14 protein-coding genes are annotated in these 15,140 nt (G+C 62.8%); 4 read left to right on the plus strand and 10 right to left on the minus strand.

From position 1 onward, the window contains the following. Positions 1-6: 6 nt before the first annotated feature. A complete protein-coding gene (locus KW568_RS27455; RefSeq protein ID WP_004575856.1) occupies positions 7-2,259 on the minus strand; it encodes a heavy metal translocating P-type ATPase in 2,253 nt (750 codons plus the stop codon). Positions 2,260-2,342: 83 nt separating this feature from the next. Between KW568_RS27455 and cadR the strand changes: the two genes are divergently transcribed. Then, the gene (gene cadR, locus KW568_RS27460) at positions 2,343-2,786 is read left to right on the plus strand and encodes a cadmium resistance transcriptional regulator CadR (RefSeq protein WP_003249034.1); all 444 of its coding nucleotides are present in this window, start codon (positions 2,343-2,345) and stop codon (positions 2,784-2,786) included. 119 nt (positions 2,787-2,905) lie between these two features. Here cadR and KW568_RS27465 read toward each other — a convergent pair whose 3' ends face one another. Genes KW568_RS27465 through KW568_RS27475 form a run of 3 tightly spaced genes read right to left on the minus strand, consistent with a single transcriptional unit; the run spans position 2,906 to position 5,534 of the window. Next, positions 2,906-3,877 carry a thymidylate synthase gene (locus tag KW568_RS27465; RefSeq protein WP_003249029.1) on the minus strand — a complete coding sequence of 324 codons (972 nt, stop codon included), beginning with the start codon at positions 3,875-3,877 and terminating at the stop codon, positions 2,906-2,908. A gap of 51 nt (positions 3,878-3,928) precedes the next feature. Then, on the minus strand, positions 3,929-4,735 hold the full coding sequence (gene lgt / locus KW568_RS27470; protein ID WP_003249027.1) for a prolipoprotein diacylglyceryl transferase: 807 nt from the start codon (positions 4,733-4,735) through the stop codon (positions 3,929-3,931). Positions 4,736-4,751: 16 nt separating this feature from the next. Next, complete coding sequence (locus KW568_RS27475) at positions 4,752-5,534, minus strand: sulfite exporter TauE/SafE family protein (RefSeq protein ID WP_004575855.1); 783 nt, start codon at positions 5,532-5,534, stop codon at positions 4,752-4,754. Positions 5,535-5,664: 130 nt separating this feature from the next. Here KW568_RS27475 and KW568_RS27480 point away from each other — a divergent pair, with 130 nt between their 5' ends. After that, on the plus strand, positions 5,665-6,411 hold the full coding sequence (locus KW568_RS27480) for an NRDE family protein (RefSeq protein WP_004575854.1): 747 nt from the start codon (positions 5,665-5,667) through the stop codon (positions 6,409-6,411). A gap of 133 nt (positions 6,412-6,544) precedes the next feature. Here the strand turns inward: KW568_RS27480 and ptsP are convergent, their stop codons facing one another. Continuing rightward, on the minus strand, positions 6,545-8,824 hold the full coding sequence (gene ptsP / locus KW568_RS27485) for a phosphoenolpyruvate--protein phosphotransferase (protein WP_003249020.1): 2,280 nt from the start codon (positions 8,822-8,824) through the stop codon (positions 6,545-6,547). Between the two features lie 22 nt (positions 8,825-8,846). Further along, complete coding sequence (locus KW568_RS27490) at positions 8,847-9,326, minus strand: RNA pyrophosphohydrolase (RefSeq protein WP_003249017.1); 480 nt, start codon at positions 9,324-9,326, stop codon at positions 8,847-8,849. A gap of 141 nt (positions 9,327-9,467) precedes the next feature. On the opposite strand from KW568_RS27490, the gene KW568_RS27495 reads away from it, so the two are divergent. Beyond that, entirely contained in the window at positions 9,468-10,124 is a 657-nt protein-coding gene (locus tag KW568_RS27495; protein ID WP_003249010.1) for an HAD family phosphatase, read from the plus strand. A 129-nt stretch (positions 10,125-10,253) separates the two neighbouring features. Here KW568_RS27495 and KW568_RS27500 read toward each other — a convergent pair whose 3' ends face one another. Then, a complete protein-coding gene (locus KW568_RS27500) occupies positions 10,254-10,679 on the minus strand; it encodes a DUF2269 domain-containing protein (protein ID WP_003249008.1) in 426 nt (141 codons plus the stop codon). 69 nt (positions 10,680-10,748) lie between these two features. Then, a complete protein-coding gene (ilvA, locus tag KW568_RS27505; RefSeq protein ID WP_003249006.1) occupies positions 10,749-12,263 on the minus strand; it encodes a threonine ammonia-lyase, biosynthetic in 1,515 nt (504 codons plus the stop codon). A gap of 133 nt (positions 12,264-12,396) precedes the next feature. On the opposite strand from ilvA, the gene rpiA reads away from it, so the two are divergent. Beyond that, positions 12,397-13,071 carry a ribose-5-phosphate isomerase RpiA gene (gene rpiA / locus KW568_RS27510; protein ID WP_003249004.1) on the plus strand — a complete coding sequence of 225 codons (675 nt, stop codon included), beginning with the start codon at positions 12,397-12,399 and terminating at the stop codon, positions 13,069-13,071. Positions 13,072-13,175: 104 nt separating this feature from the next. Here rpiA and KW568_RS27515 read toward each other — a convergent pair whose 3' ends face one another. After that, positions 13,176-14,078, minus strand: coding sequence for an SdiA-regulated domain-containing protein (locus KW568_RS27515; protein WP_004575853.1), 903 nt, complete (start codon positions 14,076-14,078; stop codon positions 13,176-13,178). 90 nt (positions 14,079-14,168) lie between these two features. Then, a complete protein-coding gene (locus KW568_RS27520; RefSeq protein WP_004575852.1) occupies positions 14,169-15,089 on the minus strand; it encodes an SdiA-regulated domain-containing protein in 921 nt (306 codons plus the stop codon). Between the last annotated feature and the right edge of the window lie 51 nt (positions 15,090-15,140).

The following is a 15,140-nucleotide window of genomic DNA, read 5'->3' on the forward strand; positions in this document are numbered from 1 at the left end:
CGTCCTCTATTTGCGCAAAAGGCGCAAGCCGTTGAACACCACCAGCAAGCTCACGCCCATATCAGCGAACACCGCCATCCACATCGTGGCCATGCCGGCAAAGGTGATCGCCAGAAATATCGCCTTGATGCCCAACGCCAGAACGATGTTCTGCATGAGGATCGCCGCACTTTGGCGCGACAGCCTGACGAAGGCCGGGATTTTGCGCAAGTCATCGTCCATCAGCGCCACATCAGCCGTCTCGATGGCGGTGTCGGTGCCGGCAGCAGCCATGGCAAAACCGATTTCGGCGCGGGCCAGCGCCGGGGCGTCGTTGATGCCGTCACCGACCATGCCTACCCGATGGCCTTGGGCGTACAACGCCTCAATGGTTTTCAGCTTGTCGGCCGGCAACAGGTTGCCCTCGGCGCGGTCGATCCCCACCACGGCGGCAATGGCCTGCGCAGTATGCGGATTGTCACCGGTCAGCATGACAGTCTTGATACCCAGTTGATGCAATTCGGCGATCGCCTGACGGCTGCTGTCCTTGACCGTGTCGGCCACGGCGAACAGTGCCAGAGGGCCTGATCGGTCGAGCAGCAGGACCACGGTCTTGCCCTGGCGCTCCAGCGCATCCAGTTGGGCCTCCAGCGCTGGCGAACACAGCCCCAGTTCCTCGACCAGGCGATGGTTGCCCAAATGGTAGACCTCACCGGCGATGACACCACGCACGCCACGCCCGGCCAGGGCGGCGAAGTCACTGACCTCGCTCAAGGCCAGGCCTTGCTGCTTGCCGAACTCGGCAATGGCGCGGGACACCGGGTGGTCCGAACGCTCGCTCAGGCTGGCCGCCAAGGCTTGCGCACGGTCTTCGAACAGCGGCGCCAGCACCTTGGCGTCGGTCTGCACCGGCTTGCCATGGGTGATGGTGCCGGTCTTGTCCAGGGCCAGGAAATCCAGGTGGCGACCACCCTCCAGGTACACGCCACCCTTGATCAGGATGCCTTTGCGCGCAGCGGCGGCCAAGCCACTGACGATGGTCACCGGAGTCGAGATCACCAGCGCGCAGGGGCAGGCCACCACCAGCAGCACCAAGGCGCGGTAAACCCAGTCGAACCAGGCGCCAGCCATGAACAGCGGGGGTAACAGCGCCACGGCCAGGGCAATGGCGAATACCACCGGGGTGTAGATACGCGAGAAACGGTCGACGAAGCGTTGGGTAGGCGCCCGCGCGCCCTGCGCTTCCTCCACAGCCTTGATGATCCGCGCCAGGGTCGACTGCCCGGCAGCGGCGGTGACGCGAAACTCCAGCGCCCCCGCCTGGTTGATGGTGCCAGCGAACAGCTTGTCGCCCACCCCCTTCTCCACAGGCAGGCTTTCGCCGGTAATCGGCGCCTGATCGACGCTGGATTGCCCGCTGGTCACTTCACCGTCCAGGCCGATGCGCTCACCGGGGCGCACCCGCACCAGTGCGCCGATGGCCACCTCACGCACGTCCAGCTCGCGCCACTGGCCATCGGCCTGCTGCACCGTAGCCATGTCCGGGGTCAGCTGCATCAACCCGCCGATGGCATTGCGCGCACGGTCCAGCGAGCGCGCTTCGATCAGTTCGGCAACGGTGAACAGCACCATCACCATAGCCGCTTCCGGCCACTGGCCGATCAATACGGCCCCCGTCACGGCGATACTCATCAGCGCATTGATGTTGAGGTTACGGTTTTTCAGGGCAATCCAGCCCTTCTTGTAGGTACCCAGGCCGCAACCGAGGATCGCGGCAAGCGCCAGTCCCGCTACCACCCACTCAGGGGCCAGTGCAGCAAAGTGCACGATTTCGGCGGCGATCGCGGCGACGCCCGACAATGCCAGTGGCCACCAGCGGGCCTTGGCCGGTTGTGGCACGCTGGCGCTGCCGTCGTCCTGGGCGGCAATCGGCTCGGCCTTCATGCCCAGGCTGTCGATAGCCCGCTCGATATCGGCGGTGCCGTCCAAGGTATGGCGCACGCCAAGCACGCGGTTGATCAGGTTGAATTCCAGCTGTTCGATACCGGCCAGCTTGCTCAGTTTGTCCTGAATCAGGGTCTGCTCGGTGGGGCAGTCCATGGCATCGATGCGGAAACGACTGAGTTGTGCCTGGGCACTGGCCGTTTCGCTCAGTTGCACCAGCGGCGGCGCGGCTTTGGCGCCGCAGCAGCTGTGGCCGTGGGCAGCATGGCCATGGTCGTCATCACCATGAGCGTGATCGTGCGGATGCTTGTGTTCGTGGCTGACAGGCTGGTTCATGGGGTCATCCTTAAATTGAGCCTGTTGCCAAGTGAACACCCTGTAGCCACTATAGGGTCAAGCCACTTGCTGGAGATTTCGTGATGAAGATCGGAGAACTGGCCAAAGCCACCGACTGCGCGGTGGAAACCATCCGCTACTACGAGCGTGAAAACCTGCTGCCAGAGCCGGCGCGCAGCGAGGGCAACTACCGGTTGTACACCCAGGCCCATGTGGAGCGGCTGACCTTCATCCGCAACTGCCGCACGCTGGACATGACCCTGGACGAAATTCGCAGCCTGCTACGCCTGCGCGACAGCCCCGACGACGCGTGCGGCAGCGTCAATGCGCTGATCGACGAGCATATCGAGCATGTTCAGGCGCGGATCGATGGCTTGGTGGCATTGCAAGAGCAGCTGGTGGAGCTGCGGCGGCGCTGCAACACGCAGGGGAGTGAATGCGCGATCTTGCAGCAACTGGAGACAAACGGGGCGGTATCGGTGCCGGATACCGAACATTCGCATGTGGGGCGGAGTCACGGGCATTGAGCCAAAAGCTTCGCGGGTGAACCCGCTCCCCCAGGGACCGCGCACGACTTAGCGCCTGTGCAGTACCCTGTGGGAGCGGGTTCACCCGCGAAGAGGCCAGTTCACACAATGGAGATCTATCAGACCGCCATCGGCGCTGTCATCGGCGCATGGTGCTCATAGCCTTCCAGCCAGAAATCACTCGGTTCGATCTTCTCTAGCCACTCCGGCTCGTATTTACCAGTCTCGGCAAACGACGGCACACGGTCGCTGATGACCAGCTTCGGCGCTTCCAGCGGCTCGCGCTTGAGCTGCTCGTTGAGCATGTCCAGGTGGTTTTCATACACATGGGCATCGCCGATGAAGTAGGTGAACCAGCGCGGTGTATAGCCGGTCAGGCGGCCAAACAGCGACAGCAGCGCCGCGCCTTCGGTGAGGTTGAACGGCGTGCCCAGCCCCAGGTCGTTCGAGCGGATGTAGAGGGTCAGGGAAATTTCCCTGGTCTCGACATTCGGGTGGAACTGGTACAGCAAGTGACACGGTGGCAGTGCCATTTCGTCCAGTTGCGCGCAGTTCCAGCCGTGGAACAGGATGCGGCGGCTACCCGGGTCGTTGGCGATGGTGTCCAGGCACTGGCGCACCTGGTCGATTGCCTTGTACAGGATGACGAACGCGACGCCGTCCTCTTCGTCCTGGGCAATACGGCGGAAACCGGCTTGCTCGGCCATTTCGATGGCCGCCGGGTTGCTCAGCGGGATGCGCTTGTAGCCCGGCCACTGGCGCCATTGCACGCCATAGATCTCGCCCAGGTCGTCATGGCCCTGACGGAACGGGTTGGCCAGCCACTGGGCGTTTTCGTTGGCGTTCTGGTCCCAGACCTTGCAGCCCAGCTCGCGGAACTCACCGGCGTTCTTCACGCCACGCAGGAAACCGACCATTTCACCGATCGCCGACTTGAACGCCAGCTTGCGCGTGGTAATGGCCGGAAAGCCCTTCTGCAGGTCGAAACGCAGCATCGCGCCCGGCAGGCTGATGGTGCGGATGCCGGTGCGGTTTCCCTGCAACGTGCCGTTATCAATGACGTCGCGGACCAGGTCCAGATACTGTTTCATGGCTTACCTGTAGCAAAAACGGCAGGGGGATCGCCCCTGCCGTGGGATTAATCAGGCGGGTTTCGCCGTGGGCTTGCGATTATAAGCCCACCAGATCAGACCGAGGCCAGCCAGGATCATCGGCACACAGAGAATCTGACCCATGGTCAGCCAGCCCCAGGCGATGTAACCCAGCTGAGCATCCGGCACCCGCACGAATTCGACGATGAAGCGGAAGATACCGTAGAACAGCGCGAACATGCCTGACACCGCCATGGTCGGCCGTGGCTTGCGCGAGAACAGCCACAGGATGACGAACAGCGCCACGCCCTCAAGGGCGAACTGGTACAGCTGCGACGGGTGGCGCGGCAACTGGGCCGGGTCGCTGAACGGCGGGAAGATCATCGCCCATGGCACGTCGGTGGGTTTGCCCCACAGTTCGGCGTTGATGAAGTTGCCGATACGCCCGGCACCCAGGCCAATCGGCACCAGCGGGGCGACGAAATCCATCAGCTCGAAGAACGACTTGTTGTTGCGCTTGCCGAACCACAAGGCCGCCAGCATCACGCCGATGAAGCCGCCGTGGAACGACATACCGCCTTTCCACACCTCGAAGATCAGCGTCGGGTTGGCCAGGTAGGCGTGCAAGTCGTAGAACAGCACATAGCCCAGGCGACCGCCGACAATCACCCCCATCGACAGCCAGAACACCAGGTCGGACAGCTTCTCGCGGCTCCAGGTGGGGTCGAAGCGGTTGAGCCGGCGTGAGGCCAGCAACCAGGCACCGCCGATGCCGATCAGGTACATCAGGCCGTACCAATGGATTTTCAACGGCCCGATGGCCAAGGCCACGGGGTCTATCTGCGGGTAAGGCAGCATGGAACTTCCTCTCGATTCAAATCAAAAAGCTGAGGCCGACACAGAACAGCAGGGCTGCGAACAGGCGTTTCAACAAACGTGGCGACAGCTTGTGCGCCAGGCGCGCGCCGAAGCGGGCGAAGAACATGCTGGTCACGGCAATGCCGACCAGCGCCGGAAGGTACACGTAACCCAGGCTGTGGGGCGGCAGGTGCTCCTCGTGCCAACCCAGCAGCATGAAGCTCAGGGCACTGGCTACAGCAATCGGCAGGCCACAGGCCGATGACGTAGCCACTGCCTGCTGCATGGGCAGGCTACGCCAGGTAAGGAACGGCACCGTCAGCGAACCACCGCCAATGCCGAAAATGGCCGAGGCCCAGCCAATCACGCCACCAGCACCGATCAGCCCAGGTTTGCCGGGGACGCCACGGCTGGCCTTGGGTTTGAGGTCAAGGGCCATCTGCGCGGCGATGATCAGGGCGAACACACCGATGATCTTCTGCAGCAGTGGGCCCTGGATCAGCGAAGCGGTCTTGGCACCGACACCGGCCCCCAGGAGGATGCCGATGGTCATCCAGATGAAGATCGGCCATTGCACCGCGCGCTTGCGGTGGTGCTCCCGCACGGCGTTGATCGAAGTGAAGACGATGGTGGCCAATGACGTGCCGACGGCCAGGTGGGTCAGCACCGAAGCGTCGAAACCCTGCAGGGTAAAGCTGAACACCAGCACCGGCACGATGATGATGCCGCCGCCCACGCCGAACAGCCCGGCCAGCACACCGGCACAGGCGCCCAACAACAGATAGAGCACGAATTCCATTCGGCGTCCCCTAGAAATCAATCCGGCATGGTAACGGAAGCCGGGCTCGGGGCTCTAGTGAACTCTGTGTCAGGATGGATCCGCATCGTTCCTGTGGGTACAGTGACAAAAAAACACAGAGGCCCAACCTATGTGCCTGATCGTATTTGCCTGGCGGCCGGGGCACGCCCTGCCGCTGATCGTGGCGGCCAACCGCGACGAATTCTATGCCCGCCCCACTCAGCCCCTGGCGGCCTGGGAGGATGCACCTGGGGTGCATGCCGGGCGCGACCTGGAGGCAGGCGGTACCTGGCTGGGCGTAGGCCCACAGGGGCGCTTTGCCGCGCTGACCAACATCCGCGACCCGGGCCAGGCGCAGGGGCCCCGCTCGCGGGGTGAGCTGGTGGCGGCGTTTCTGCAGGGCGAGCTAGGGGTTGAGGCTTACCTGGACCAGGTGGCCAGCCGTAGCGGGCAGTACTCGGGGTTCAACCTGCTGGTGGGTGATGGGCAGCAACTGGGTTATCTGCATGCCCGTGAGGCCACGCCGCGCCTGCTGAAGGCTGGGGTTTATGGGCTTTCGAACGCCGGGCTGGATACACCGTGGCCGAAGCTGGTGAAGGCACGTGACAGGCTGGAAAACCTGTTGGACACGCCGGAGCCGCACAGGCTGCTGGCTTTGCTCGCGGATAACGAGCCCGCGGCTGATGGTGACCTACCCGAAACAGGCGTGGGGTTGGCAACCGAGAAGTTGCTGTCGAGCGTCTTCATCGCCAGCCAGAATTACGGGACCCGGGCGAGCACAGTGCTCATTGTGGATGATCAGGGGCAAAGACGGCTGGTTGAGCGCAGTTTCGGGCCTTTTGGCGGGCATTTGGGGGAAATTGAGTTGTTGGCCTGAACATTTGATGTTGTCTGTTCGGGCCTCTTCGCGGGTAAACCCGCTCCTACCACGTACACACATCTGGGGTTGGACCCAGGCCGTTGTAGGAGCGGGTTCACCCGCGAAGAGGCCGGGACAGGCCACATCACCCTCACAAGGTTTTGTTAGCCCCAGGCCCAATCATCCGCGCCAACCCAAGGTTCTTCAGGGCCAGCTGCAACGAGCTGTGGATAACCTGCGGGTTGTCATGGCTCAAGGCCTCGGCCAGCAGTTCCTTGGCCTTGCCCATATTGATCTGGCGCAGCATCCACTTGACCTTCGGCAGGTTGGTGGCGTTCATCGACAGGCTGTCGAAACCCATGGCCATCAACAGGACCGCTGCCGCCGGGTCACCGGCCATCTCGCCGCAGATGCTCACCGGCTTGCCTTCGCCATGGGCGTCGCGCACCACCGTGTTCAGCGCCTGCAGTACCGCCGGGTGCAGGTAATCGTACAGGTCGGCGACCCGCGGGTTGTTGCGGTCCACCGCCAGCAGATACTGGGTCAGGTCGTTGGAGCCTACCGACAGGAAGTCCACCTGCCGCGCCAGCTCCTTGGTCTGGTACACCGCCGCCGGAATTTCCACCATCACACCCACGGGCGGCATCGGTACATCGGTACCTTCGTCACGCACTTCACCCCAGGCACGGTGGATCAGGTGCAGCGCCTCTTCCAGCTCGTGAATGCCGGAAATCATCGGCAGCAGGATGCGCAGGTTGTTCAGGCCCTCGCTGGCCTTGAGCATGGCGCGGGTCTGTACCAGGAAGATTTCCGGGTGGTCGAGGGTGACGCGAATGCCGCGCCAGCCGAGGAACGGGTTTTCTTCCTTGATGGGGAAGTACGACAGAGCCTTGTCGCCACCGATGTCGAGGGTACGCATGGTCACCGGCAGCGGGTGGAAGGCCGCCAGCTGCTCACGGTAGATGGCCAGCTGCTCTTTCTCACTGGGGAAGCGCTGGTTGATCATGAACGGCACTTCGGTGCGGTACAGGCCTACCCCTTCGGCGCCGCGCTGCTGGGCACGGGCCACGTCAGCGAGCAGGCCAGTGTTGACCCACAGGGGCATGCGGTGGCCGTCGGGGGTGACGCACGGAAGTTCGCGCAGTGCATCCAGCCCTTGGGCCAGCTGGCGTTCCTCCTCGACCACTTCGCTGTACTGCTTGCGCAGCACTTCGCTGGGGTTGGTGAACACCTCGCCCTTGTAGCCGTCGACGATCAGTTCAATACCGTCGACTTTGGAGTATGGCAGGTCGACCAGGCCCATCACCGTGGGGATGCCCATGGCCCGCGCGAGGATGGCGACGTGGGAGTTGCCCGAGCCGAGTACCGAGACCAGGCCGACCAGCTTGCCTTCCGGCACTTCACCGAGCATGGCCGGTGTCAGTTCCTCACTGACCAGGATGGTGTTGTCGGCATACACCAACGACTGCGAGCGCGCTTCCTGCAGGTAGGCCAAAAGGCGGCGCCCCAGGTCCTTGACGTCGGAGGCACGCTCACGCAGGTAGTCGTCGTCCATCAGCTCGAAGCGGTTGACGTGCTCACCAACCACCTGGCGCAGGGCGCCCTGGGCCCACTGGCCGGTCTTGATGACCTCGGTCACCTCACCGCCCAGGGCTGCGTCTTCCAGCATCATCAGATAGACGTCGAACAGCGCACGCTCTTCCGGGCGCAGCTGGGTGGCCAGTTTGGCCGACAGCTTGCGCATGTCGTCGCGCACACCTTCCAGGGCGTTCTGGAACAGCTTGAGTTCGGCGTCGATGTCATCGACGGTCTTGTCCGGGACCACTTCCAGGTCGGCCGGCGGCAACATCACCACCGCACGCCCCACCGCGGCACCAGGCGAACCCGGCACACCCACGAAGCGCGCTTCCTGAATACCTTTGCCCTGACGGCCCAGGCCACGGATCGAGCCGGTAGCCTCGGCGTGGGCGATAACCCCGGCAAGCTGGGCGCTCATGGTGACCAGGAAGGCTTCCTCGCCCTCGTCGAACTGGCGGCGCTCCTTTTGCTGGATGACCAGTACCCCGACCACACGGCGGTGGTGGATGATCGGCGCACCCAGGAAGGAGGCGAATTTCTCTTCGCCGGTTTCGGCAAAGTAGCGGTAACGCGGGTGGTCGGCGGCGTTTTCCAGGTTCAGCGGCTCTTCCCGGGTACCGACCAGGCCAACCAGGCCTTCGTTGGGGGCCATGCTGACCTTGCCGATGGAGCGCTTGTTCAGGCCTTCGGTCGCCATCAGCACGAAGCGGTTGGTTTCCGGGTCGAGCAGGTAGACCGAGCAGACCTGGCTGCCCATGGCTTCCTTGACGCGCAAGACAATGATCCCCAACGCCGACTTGAGATCTTTGGCGGAGTTTACTTCCTGGACGATCTTGCGCAGCGTATTGAGCATGGCTCGGGGTCGAACTCCGTCGTCAGTCGCGCGTCAACAGACGCGGTGCTAGCTCTTTCAGGGCGCGCCGGTACACCTCGCGCTTGAATGTCACAACCTGGCCCAGCGGATACCAATAGCTCACCCAGCGCCAGCCGTCGAATTCCGGCTTGCCGGTCAGGTCCATCCGCACCCGTTGTTCGTTGCTCACCAGGCGCAGCAGGAACCACTTCTGCTTCTGGCCGATGCACAGCGGCTGGCTGTGGGTACGTACCAATCGCTGGGGTAAACGATAACGCAACCAGCCACGGGTGCAGGCAAGAATTTCTACATCGTCGCGTTCAAGGCCAACTTCTTCGTTCAGCTCGCGGTACAGGGCGTCTTCCGGCGTCTCGTCAGGGTTGATACCACCCTGGGGGAATTGCCAGGCATCCTGGTTGATCCGTCGAGCCCATAGCACCTGCCCGGCATCATTCGTGAGAATGATCCCGACATTGGGGCGAAAACCATCCGGGTCGATCACGGCAGCAACCTCGCAAACGCATGTCAACGCATTGTTCCACAAAGCTTGCGAGCGCAGCAACGCGCCCGCCAAGCTTATGTGCAGCTGCGTGAAAACTCCGTATTCTGCGGGCCTACCCTGTGGCTGATACGAGTGACCGCGATGCGCCTGGCTTTATTCGACCTGGACAATACCCTCCTCGGTGGCGACAGCGACCATGCCTGGGGTGACTATCTTTGCGAGCGCGGCATTCTCGACCCGGTCGCCTACAAGCAACGCAACGACAGCTTCTACCAGGATTACCTCAATGGCACCCTGGACCTGCAGGCCTACCTGGCCTTTTCAATGGAAATCCTGGCGGCAACACCCATGCCCCGGCTCGACGAATGGCACCGCGACTTCATGCGCGACTGCATCGAGCCCATCGTCCTGCCCAAGGCCCTGGCCTTGCTGCAGCAGCACCGCGAGGCGGGTGACCAGCTGGTGATCATCACCGCTACCAACCGCTTCGTCACCGCACCGATCGCCCGGCGCCTGGGGGTGCGGGTGTTGCTGGCAACCGAATGCGAGGTGCGCGACGGCCGCTACACCGGGCGTAGTACCGATATACCGTGTTTCCGTGAAGGCAAAGTGACGCGGCTGGAACGCTGGATGCTGGAGAACGGCTTTGATCTTGAGGACAGCTACTTCTATAGCGACTCGATGAATGACCTGCCGTTGTTGCAGCGGGTGACGCATGCAGTGGCAGTGGACCCGGCCCCGGACCTGCGGGCCGAGGCGGATAAGCGTGGGTGGCCGGTGATCTCGCTGCGGGATTGAGGTTTTCCGTGCCGGTCTTTTCGCGGGCACGCCCGCTCCCACAGGAATCACCACAGGCCTTGAGGGCTGCGCTGTACCTGTAGGAGCGGGTTCACCCGCGAATAGGCCGGCACAATCAGCACAAGGCTGTCAGACCGGCTTGGCCCCCATCAGCCCGGCAATGGACAGGAAGCAAACCCCACTGAATACCGCCAGCGCCAGGGTAAACCGCAGCCCTACCACCTCGGCCTTGCGCAGCCGGTTCAGCCGCACCAGCAGCCACCACACGGCAAACGCGCCAAATGTATAGATGACACTGGATGCCAACACCCAGGTCTGCCCCAGTGGCCAGCCCACCAGGTGTACCAGCCACCAGCCGGTGAACGGCATGCTCACCAGGCTCAGGCCCATCACCAACCAGACGAACACCAATGGCCGGCGCAACAGCTTGGCGTAGGCCTCGGCATCGCCCTGGCGGCGGGCGCGCCAGGTCCAGATCGCCAGGCCCAGGGCGCCCAGAAGCAGCAGCGCGGTGGCGATGATGTGCAGGGTCTTGAGCGTGGTCAGGTGTTCCATGTCTCGGTCGTCCTTAAACGGGCATTTTGCGGTCGCTTCTTCGCGGGCCATCAGCCCTAGCTTAGCCGCTCAGCCCAGGAACAGTTTGTAGGCCGGGTTTTCGGTCTCGTCCCAGTACGGGTAACCGATCTTGGCCAGCGCTGCCGGCACCAGGTGACGTTCGTCCTCCGGCACCTGCAGCCCCGCCACCACGCGCCCATCAGCCGCGCCATGGTTGCGGTAGTGGAACATCGAGATGTTCCAGCGCCCGCCCAGCTTGTTGAGGAAGTTGAACAGCGCCCCCGGCCGCTCGGGGAATTCGAAGCGCAGCACCATTTCGTCGCTGGCACCGGCCGAGTGGCCGCCGACCATATGACGAATATGCAGCTTGGCCAGTTCATTGTCGGTCAGATCGGTAACTGGGAAGCCCTGCTCGGTCAGTTGCTGCACCAGCGCTGCGCGGGGGTCGTTTTCCGGGTGGGTCTGCACCCCAACGAAGATATGCGCTTCGTCAGAGGTGTGCTTGCGGTAGTTGAACTCGGTGATCTGACGCTTGCCGATAGCCTCGCAGAAGGCCTTGAAGCTACCCGGGCGCTCAGGGATGGTCACGGCGATGATCGCCTCGCGCTTTTCACCCAGCTCGGCACGTTCGGCCACATGGCGCAGGCGATCGAAATTGACGTTGGCACCGGAGTCGATGGCCACCAGGGTCTGGCCGCTGACGCCGTATAGCTCGACGTACTTCTTGATGCCCGCCACACCCAGCGCGCCAGCAGGCTCGGTGATCGAGCGGGTATCGTCGTAGATATCCTTGATTGCTGCACAGATCTCATCGGTACTGACAGTGACGACTTCGTCCACATGGTGGCGGCAGATATCGAACGTGTGCTGGCCAATCTGCGCCACCGCCACGCCATCGGCGAACAGCCCGACCTGCGGCAGCACCACGCGCTCACCGGCAGCCATGGCCGCCTGCAGGCAATTGGAATCGTCCGGCTCGACACCGATTACCTTGATTTCCGGGCGCAGGTACTTCACGTAGGCAGCAATGCCAGCGATCAGGCCGCCACCGCCCACCGGCACGAAGATCGCATCCAGCTGGCCAGGGTGTTGGCGCAGGATTTCCATGGCGACGGTGCCCTGCCCGGCGATGGTGTGCGGATCGTCGTAAGGGTGAACGTAGACGAAGCCCTTTTCATCGACCAGTTTCAGCGAGTAGGCCAGCGCTTCAGGGAACGAATCGCCATGCAGCACCACCTTGCCACCGCGCGAGCGCACGCCTTCGACCTTGATCTCCGGAGTAGTCTTGGGCATCACGATGGTGGCCTTGATGCCCATTTCGCGCGCGGCCAGGGCCAGGCCTTGGGCGTGGTTGCCGGCCGAGGCGGTGACCACGCCACGGGCCAGTTCTTCCGGGCTCAGCTGGGCCAGCTTGTTATACGCGCCGCGGATCTTGAACGAGAACACTGGCTGCAGGTCTTCGCGCTTGAGCAAAATCTGGTTGCCCAGGCGCTTGCTCAGCTGCCCGGCGCTCTGTAACGGGGTTTCGACGGCAACGTCATAGACGCGCGAGGTGAGGATCTTCTTGACGTACTGTTCGAGCATCGGGAAAGCATCACTGGGCCGCGGGACGAGGGCTGGGAGTCTACCCTAGCGCTACGTCGGGCGACCACAGCAAAGCCGTGCGAGCCGTTATACTAGGTGACTTTGAAACCGCCCTGCCCCTTCCGGAGCCCGCATGACCCAGGACCAACTCAAACAGGCCGTCGCCCAGGCCGCTGTCGACTTCATTCTGCCCAAGCTGGATGAAAAGAGCGTCGTAGGCGTCGGTACCGGTTCGACCGCCAACTTCTTCATCGATGCCCTGGCTCAGCACAAGACCGCGTTCGACGGTGCAGTCGCCAGCTCCGAAGCCACTGCCCAGCGCCTGAAGGGCCATGGCATCCCGGTCTACGAACTGAACAGCGTCAGCGAGCTTGAGTTTTACGTGGACGGAGCTGACGAGAGCGACGCACACCTGCACCTGATCAAGGGCGGCGGCGCAGCCCTGACCCGCGAAAAGATCGTCGCGGCCGTGGCCAAGACCTTCATCTGCATCGCCGACGGCAGCAAGCTGGTGCCGGTACTGGGGGCCTTCCCGCTGCCGGTCGAAGTGATCCCCATGGCCCGCAGCCACGTGGCACGTCAGCTGGTGAAGCTGGGTGGCGACCCGGTGTACCGTGAAGGCGTGGTCACCGACAACGGCAACGTGATCCTGGATGTGTACAACCTGCAGATCACCAACCCGGTGGAACTGGAAGCGCAGATCAACGCCATCGTCGGCGTGGTGACCAACGGCCTGTTCGCGGCGCGGCCGGCGGATCTACTGTTATTGGGCACTGCTGAGGGCGTTAAGAGCCTCAAAGCCGAGTAACAATCTTCGCGGGTAAACCCGCTCCTACAAGGTACCCCACCGGCCTGGAACCGTGGCGATCCCTGTAGGAGCGGGTTTACCCGCGAACAGGCCCTGACAGGCGATCAGTCAGTCGGCTGCTTGAACACATAGAACAGGTTCGGCTCACTGACCAGGTAAATGGTCCCCGCGTCATCCATCGCAATGCCCTCCGCCTGCGGCACCGTCGCCTGCAACCCCTGGAAGCCCTTGCGCAACGACAAGGTACTCAGCGGCTGGCCCTGTACATCCAGCTCCAGCACCAACCGCGACTCGTCCGACAATGCCAGCAAATGCCCGCTGCGTTCATCGAACTGCAAACTCGACAAATCCCGCACAAACAACCGTGAATCGCGCTTGCGGTCCTGCACCACATGCACGGCATAGGGCTTTTCCGGATTGTCATGCGGGAAGCCATGCACCTCATAGATCAGCATCGGGTCACGCTCTTTCGCCACGAACAGGCGCTTACCCGCCGAATCGTAGGCCAGGCCCTCGAAGCCTTTGTTGCCATTGAGGCCAATACCCAATGTCAGCTGTTCGGCATCACCGGCATCGAGAAACATCGTGTCGTCTTCCAACCGTACGCGAATCAGCCGTTGCTGACGCTCGTCGGTGATCACATAGCTGTTAGGCCCAACGTACTCCACAGCCTCCGGGTCGCCGAAGCCAGTCAGCGGCACACGCCGCAGGATACGGCCATCCAGCGACAGCTCGATCAGCTCCGAACGGGCGTTGGTGACCGTGAAGAGGGTTTTGCGGTCGGGGTCGTAGGTCAGCGCCGAAATGTCATCATCCAGCCCTTCGATCGGCTGCGCCTCCAGCACCACCCGGTAGCGATCCAGACCAATGCTGCGCTCCACAGGCTGCCACCAGGTCTTCAGATTGAACCAGCCACGCTCGAACAGGCGAAACTCCTGCCCTGCCCAGCCAAGCAGGAGCAGACCAAGGGCAGCCAGAACAAGAAACAGGCGAACAAAACGACGCATAGGGACAGACTCGACACAGGGGTGGCGAATCTAATCATGAATGGCTGAAGCAAAGCTTAATGCAAGCGTCAGGCAATTCTGATGATGTTGTCAGTTCTTTTTGAATCGATAGAAAAGCGCCGGCTCGCTGACCATGTACAAGGTGCCCTTGTCGTCCATGGCCACCCCTTCAGCCCGCGGAATGGTGCCTTCAAGCCCGTTGAAGCCGCCCAGCAGCGTCATGAAGCTGACTTGCTGGCCCTGCTCGTCCAGCTCCAGCAGCATGTTGGAGTCGGCCGAAAGCACCAGCAGGTGGCCAGTACGCGGGTCGACACCCAGCGCAGACAGGTTGCGCAAGTCGAGCTCATCGCTAGGCAACGGCTGCTTCTCACCCTTGAGCGGGCTGCGGCCATCGGTGTTCCAGGTGTACAGCTTGGGCGGGCGCTCCTCACCAATGATCAGGCGCTGGCGCAGCGGGTCCCAGGCGATGGCCTCGAAACCCTTGTTGCTCTTGGCCGAAGGGCCCAGGTCATGGCTCGGGAAGTCATCGTGGTTCAGCGCGGTGGTCTGCGCGTTCACCTTGACCACGGTCAGGTCATGCAGGCGCTCGTCGGTGATGGCCAGGTTGCCGTCTTCCAGCACCGCGATGCCTTCGGGGTTGTTCCAGCCGTTGAGCGGGATCTTGCGCAGTACATCGCCCTCCAGGCTCAGTTCGACCAGGATCGGGTTCTTGCCCATGACCGCGAACAGGGTGCGGGTTTGCGGGTTGAAGGCCACATCCGAGGCTTCGTCATCCTCCATGCCTGGCAACGGCTTGGCGTCGATGTCCACCTGGTAATCCGGCAGCCACACGCTTTCGCTGCGCTCGGCGGTGCTTTCGAAGCTTTCTTTTACCCACAGTGCACCGCGGTCATCCCAGTGCATGGCCACGGCCACGCCATAGCCGATCACCGCCGCCACGGCCAGGCCGAAGGGCCAGCGCAGGTAGAAACGACGCTTGGGGGTTACCGGGGCGCTGGAGGAAGACGGCATGCGGTGATCCTGGGGAAATGGGCGTAGGTACGCGCATTATCCGGATTGGGT

Origin of the sequence: Pseudomonas sp. HD6515, assembly GCF_024971855.1 — a bacterium.
In the GTDB taxonomy this organism is placed as follows: Bacteria; Pseudomonadota; Gammaproteobacteria; order Pseudomonadales; family Pseudomonadaceae; genus Aquipseudomonas; species Aquipseudomonas alloputida.

What these genes read in the sequence shown, in the direction of transcription:
- KW568_RS27455 (WP_004575856.1), bottom strand. Translation starts at nt 2,259, where the DNA reads ATGAACCAGCCTGTCAGCCACGAACACAAGCATCCGCACGATCACGCT.
- cadR (WP_003249034.1), top strand. Translation starts at nt 2,343, where the DNA reads ATGAAGATCGGAGAACTGGCCAAAGCCACCGACTGCGCGGTGGAAACC.
- KW568_RS27465 (WP_003249029.1), bottom strand. Translation starts at nt 3,877, where the DNA reads ATGAAACAGTATCTGGACCTGGTCCGCGACGTCATTGATAACGGCACG.
- lgt (WP_003249027.1), bottom strand. Translation starts at nt 4,735, where the DNA reads ATGCTGCCTTACCCGCAGATAGACCCCGTGGCCTTGGCCATCGGGCCG.
- KW568_RS27475 (WP_004575855.1), bottom strand. Translation starts at nt 5,534, where the DNA reads ATGGAATTCGTGCTCTATCTGTTGTTGGGCGCCTGTGCCGGTGTGCTG.
- KW568_RS27480 (WP_004575854.1), top strand. Translation starts at nt 5,665, where the DNA reads ATGTGCCTGATCGTATTTGCCTGGCGGCCGGGGCACGCCCTGCCGCTG.
- ptsP (WP_003249020.1), bottom strand. Translation starts at nt 8,824, where the DNA reads ATGCTCAATACGCTGCGCAAGATCGTCCAGGAAGTAAACTCCGCCAAA.
- KW568_RS27495 (WP_003249010.1), top strand. Translation starts at nt 9,468, where the DNA reads ATGCGCCTGGCTTTATTCGACCTGGACAATACCCTCCTCGGTGGCGAC.
- KW568_RS27500 (WP_003249008.1), bottom strand. Translation starts at nt 10,679, where the DNA reads ATGGAACACCTGACCACGCTCAAGACCCTGCACATCATCGCCACCGCG.
- ilvA (WP_003249006.1), bottom strand. Translation starts at nt 12,263, where the DNA reads ATGCTCGAACAGTACGTCAAGAAGATCCTCACCTCGCGCGTCTATGAC.
- rpiA (WP_003249004.1), top strand. Translation starts at nt 12,397, where the DNA reads ATGACCCAGGACCAACTCAAACAGGCCGTCGCCCAGGCCGCTGTCGAC.
- KW568_RS27515 (WP_004575853.1), bottom strand. Translation starts at nt 14,078, where the DNA reads ATGCGTCGTTTTGTTCGCCTGTTTCTTGTTCTGGCTGCCCTTGGTCTG.
- KW568_RS27520 (WP_004575852.1), bottom strand. Translation starts at nt 15,089, where the DNA reads ATGCCGTCTTCCTCCAGCGCCCCGGTAACCCCCAAGCGTCGTTTCTAC.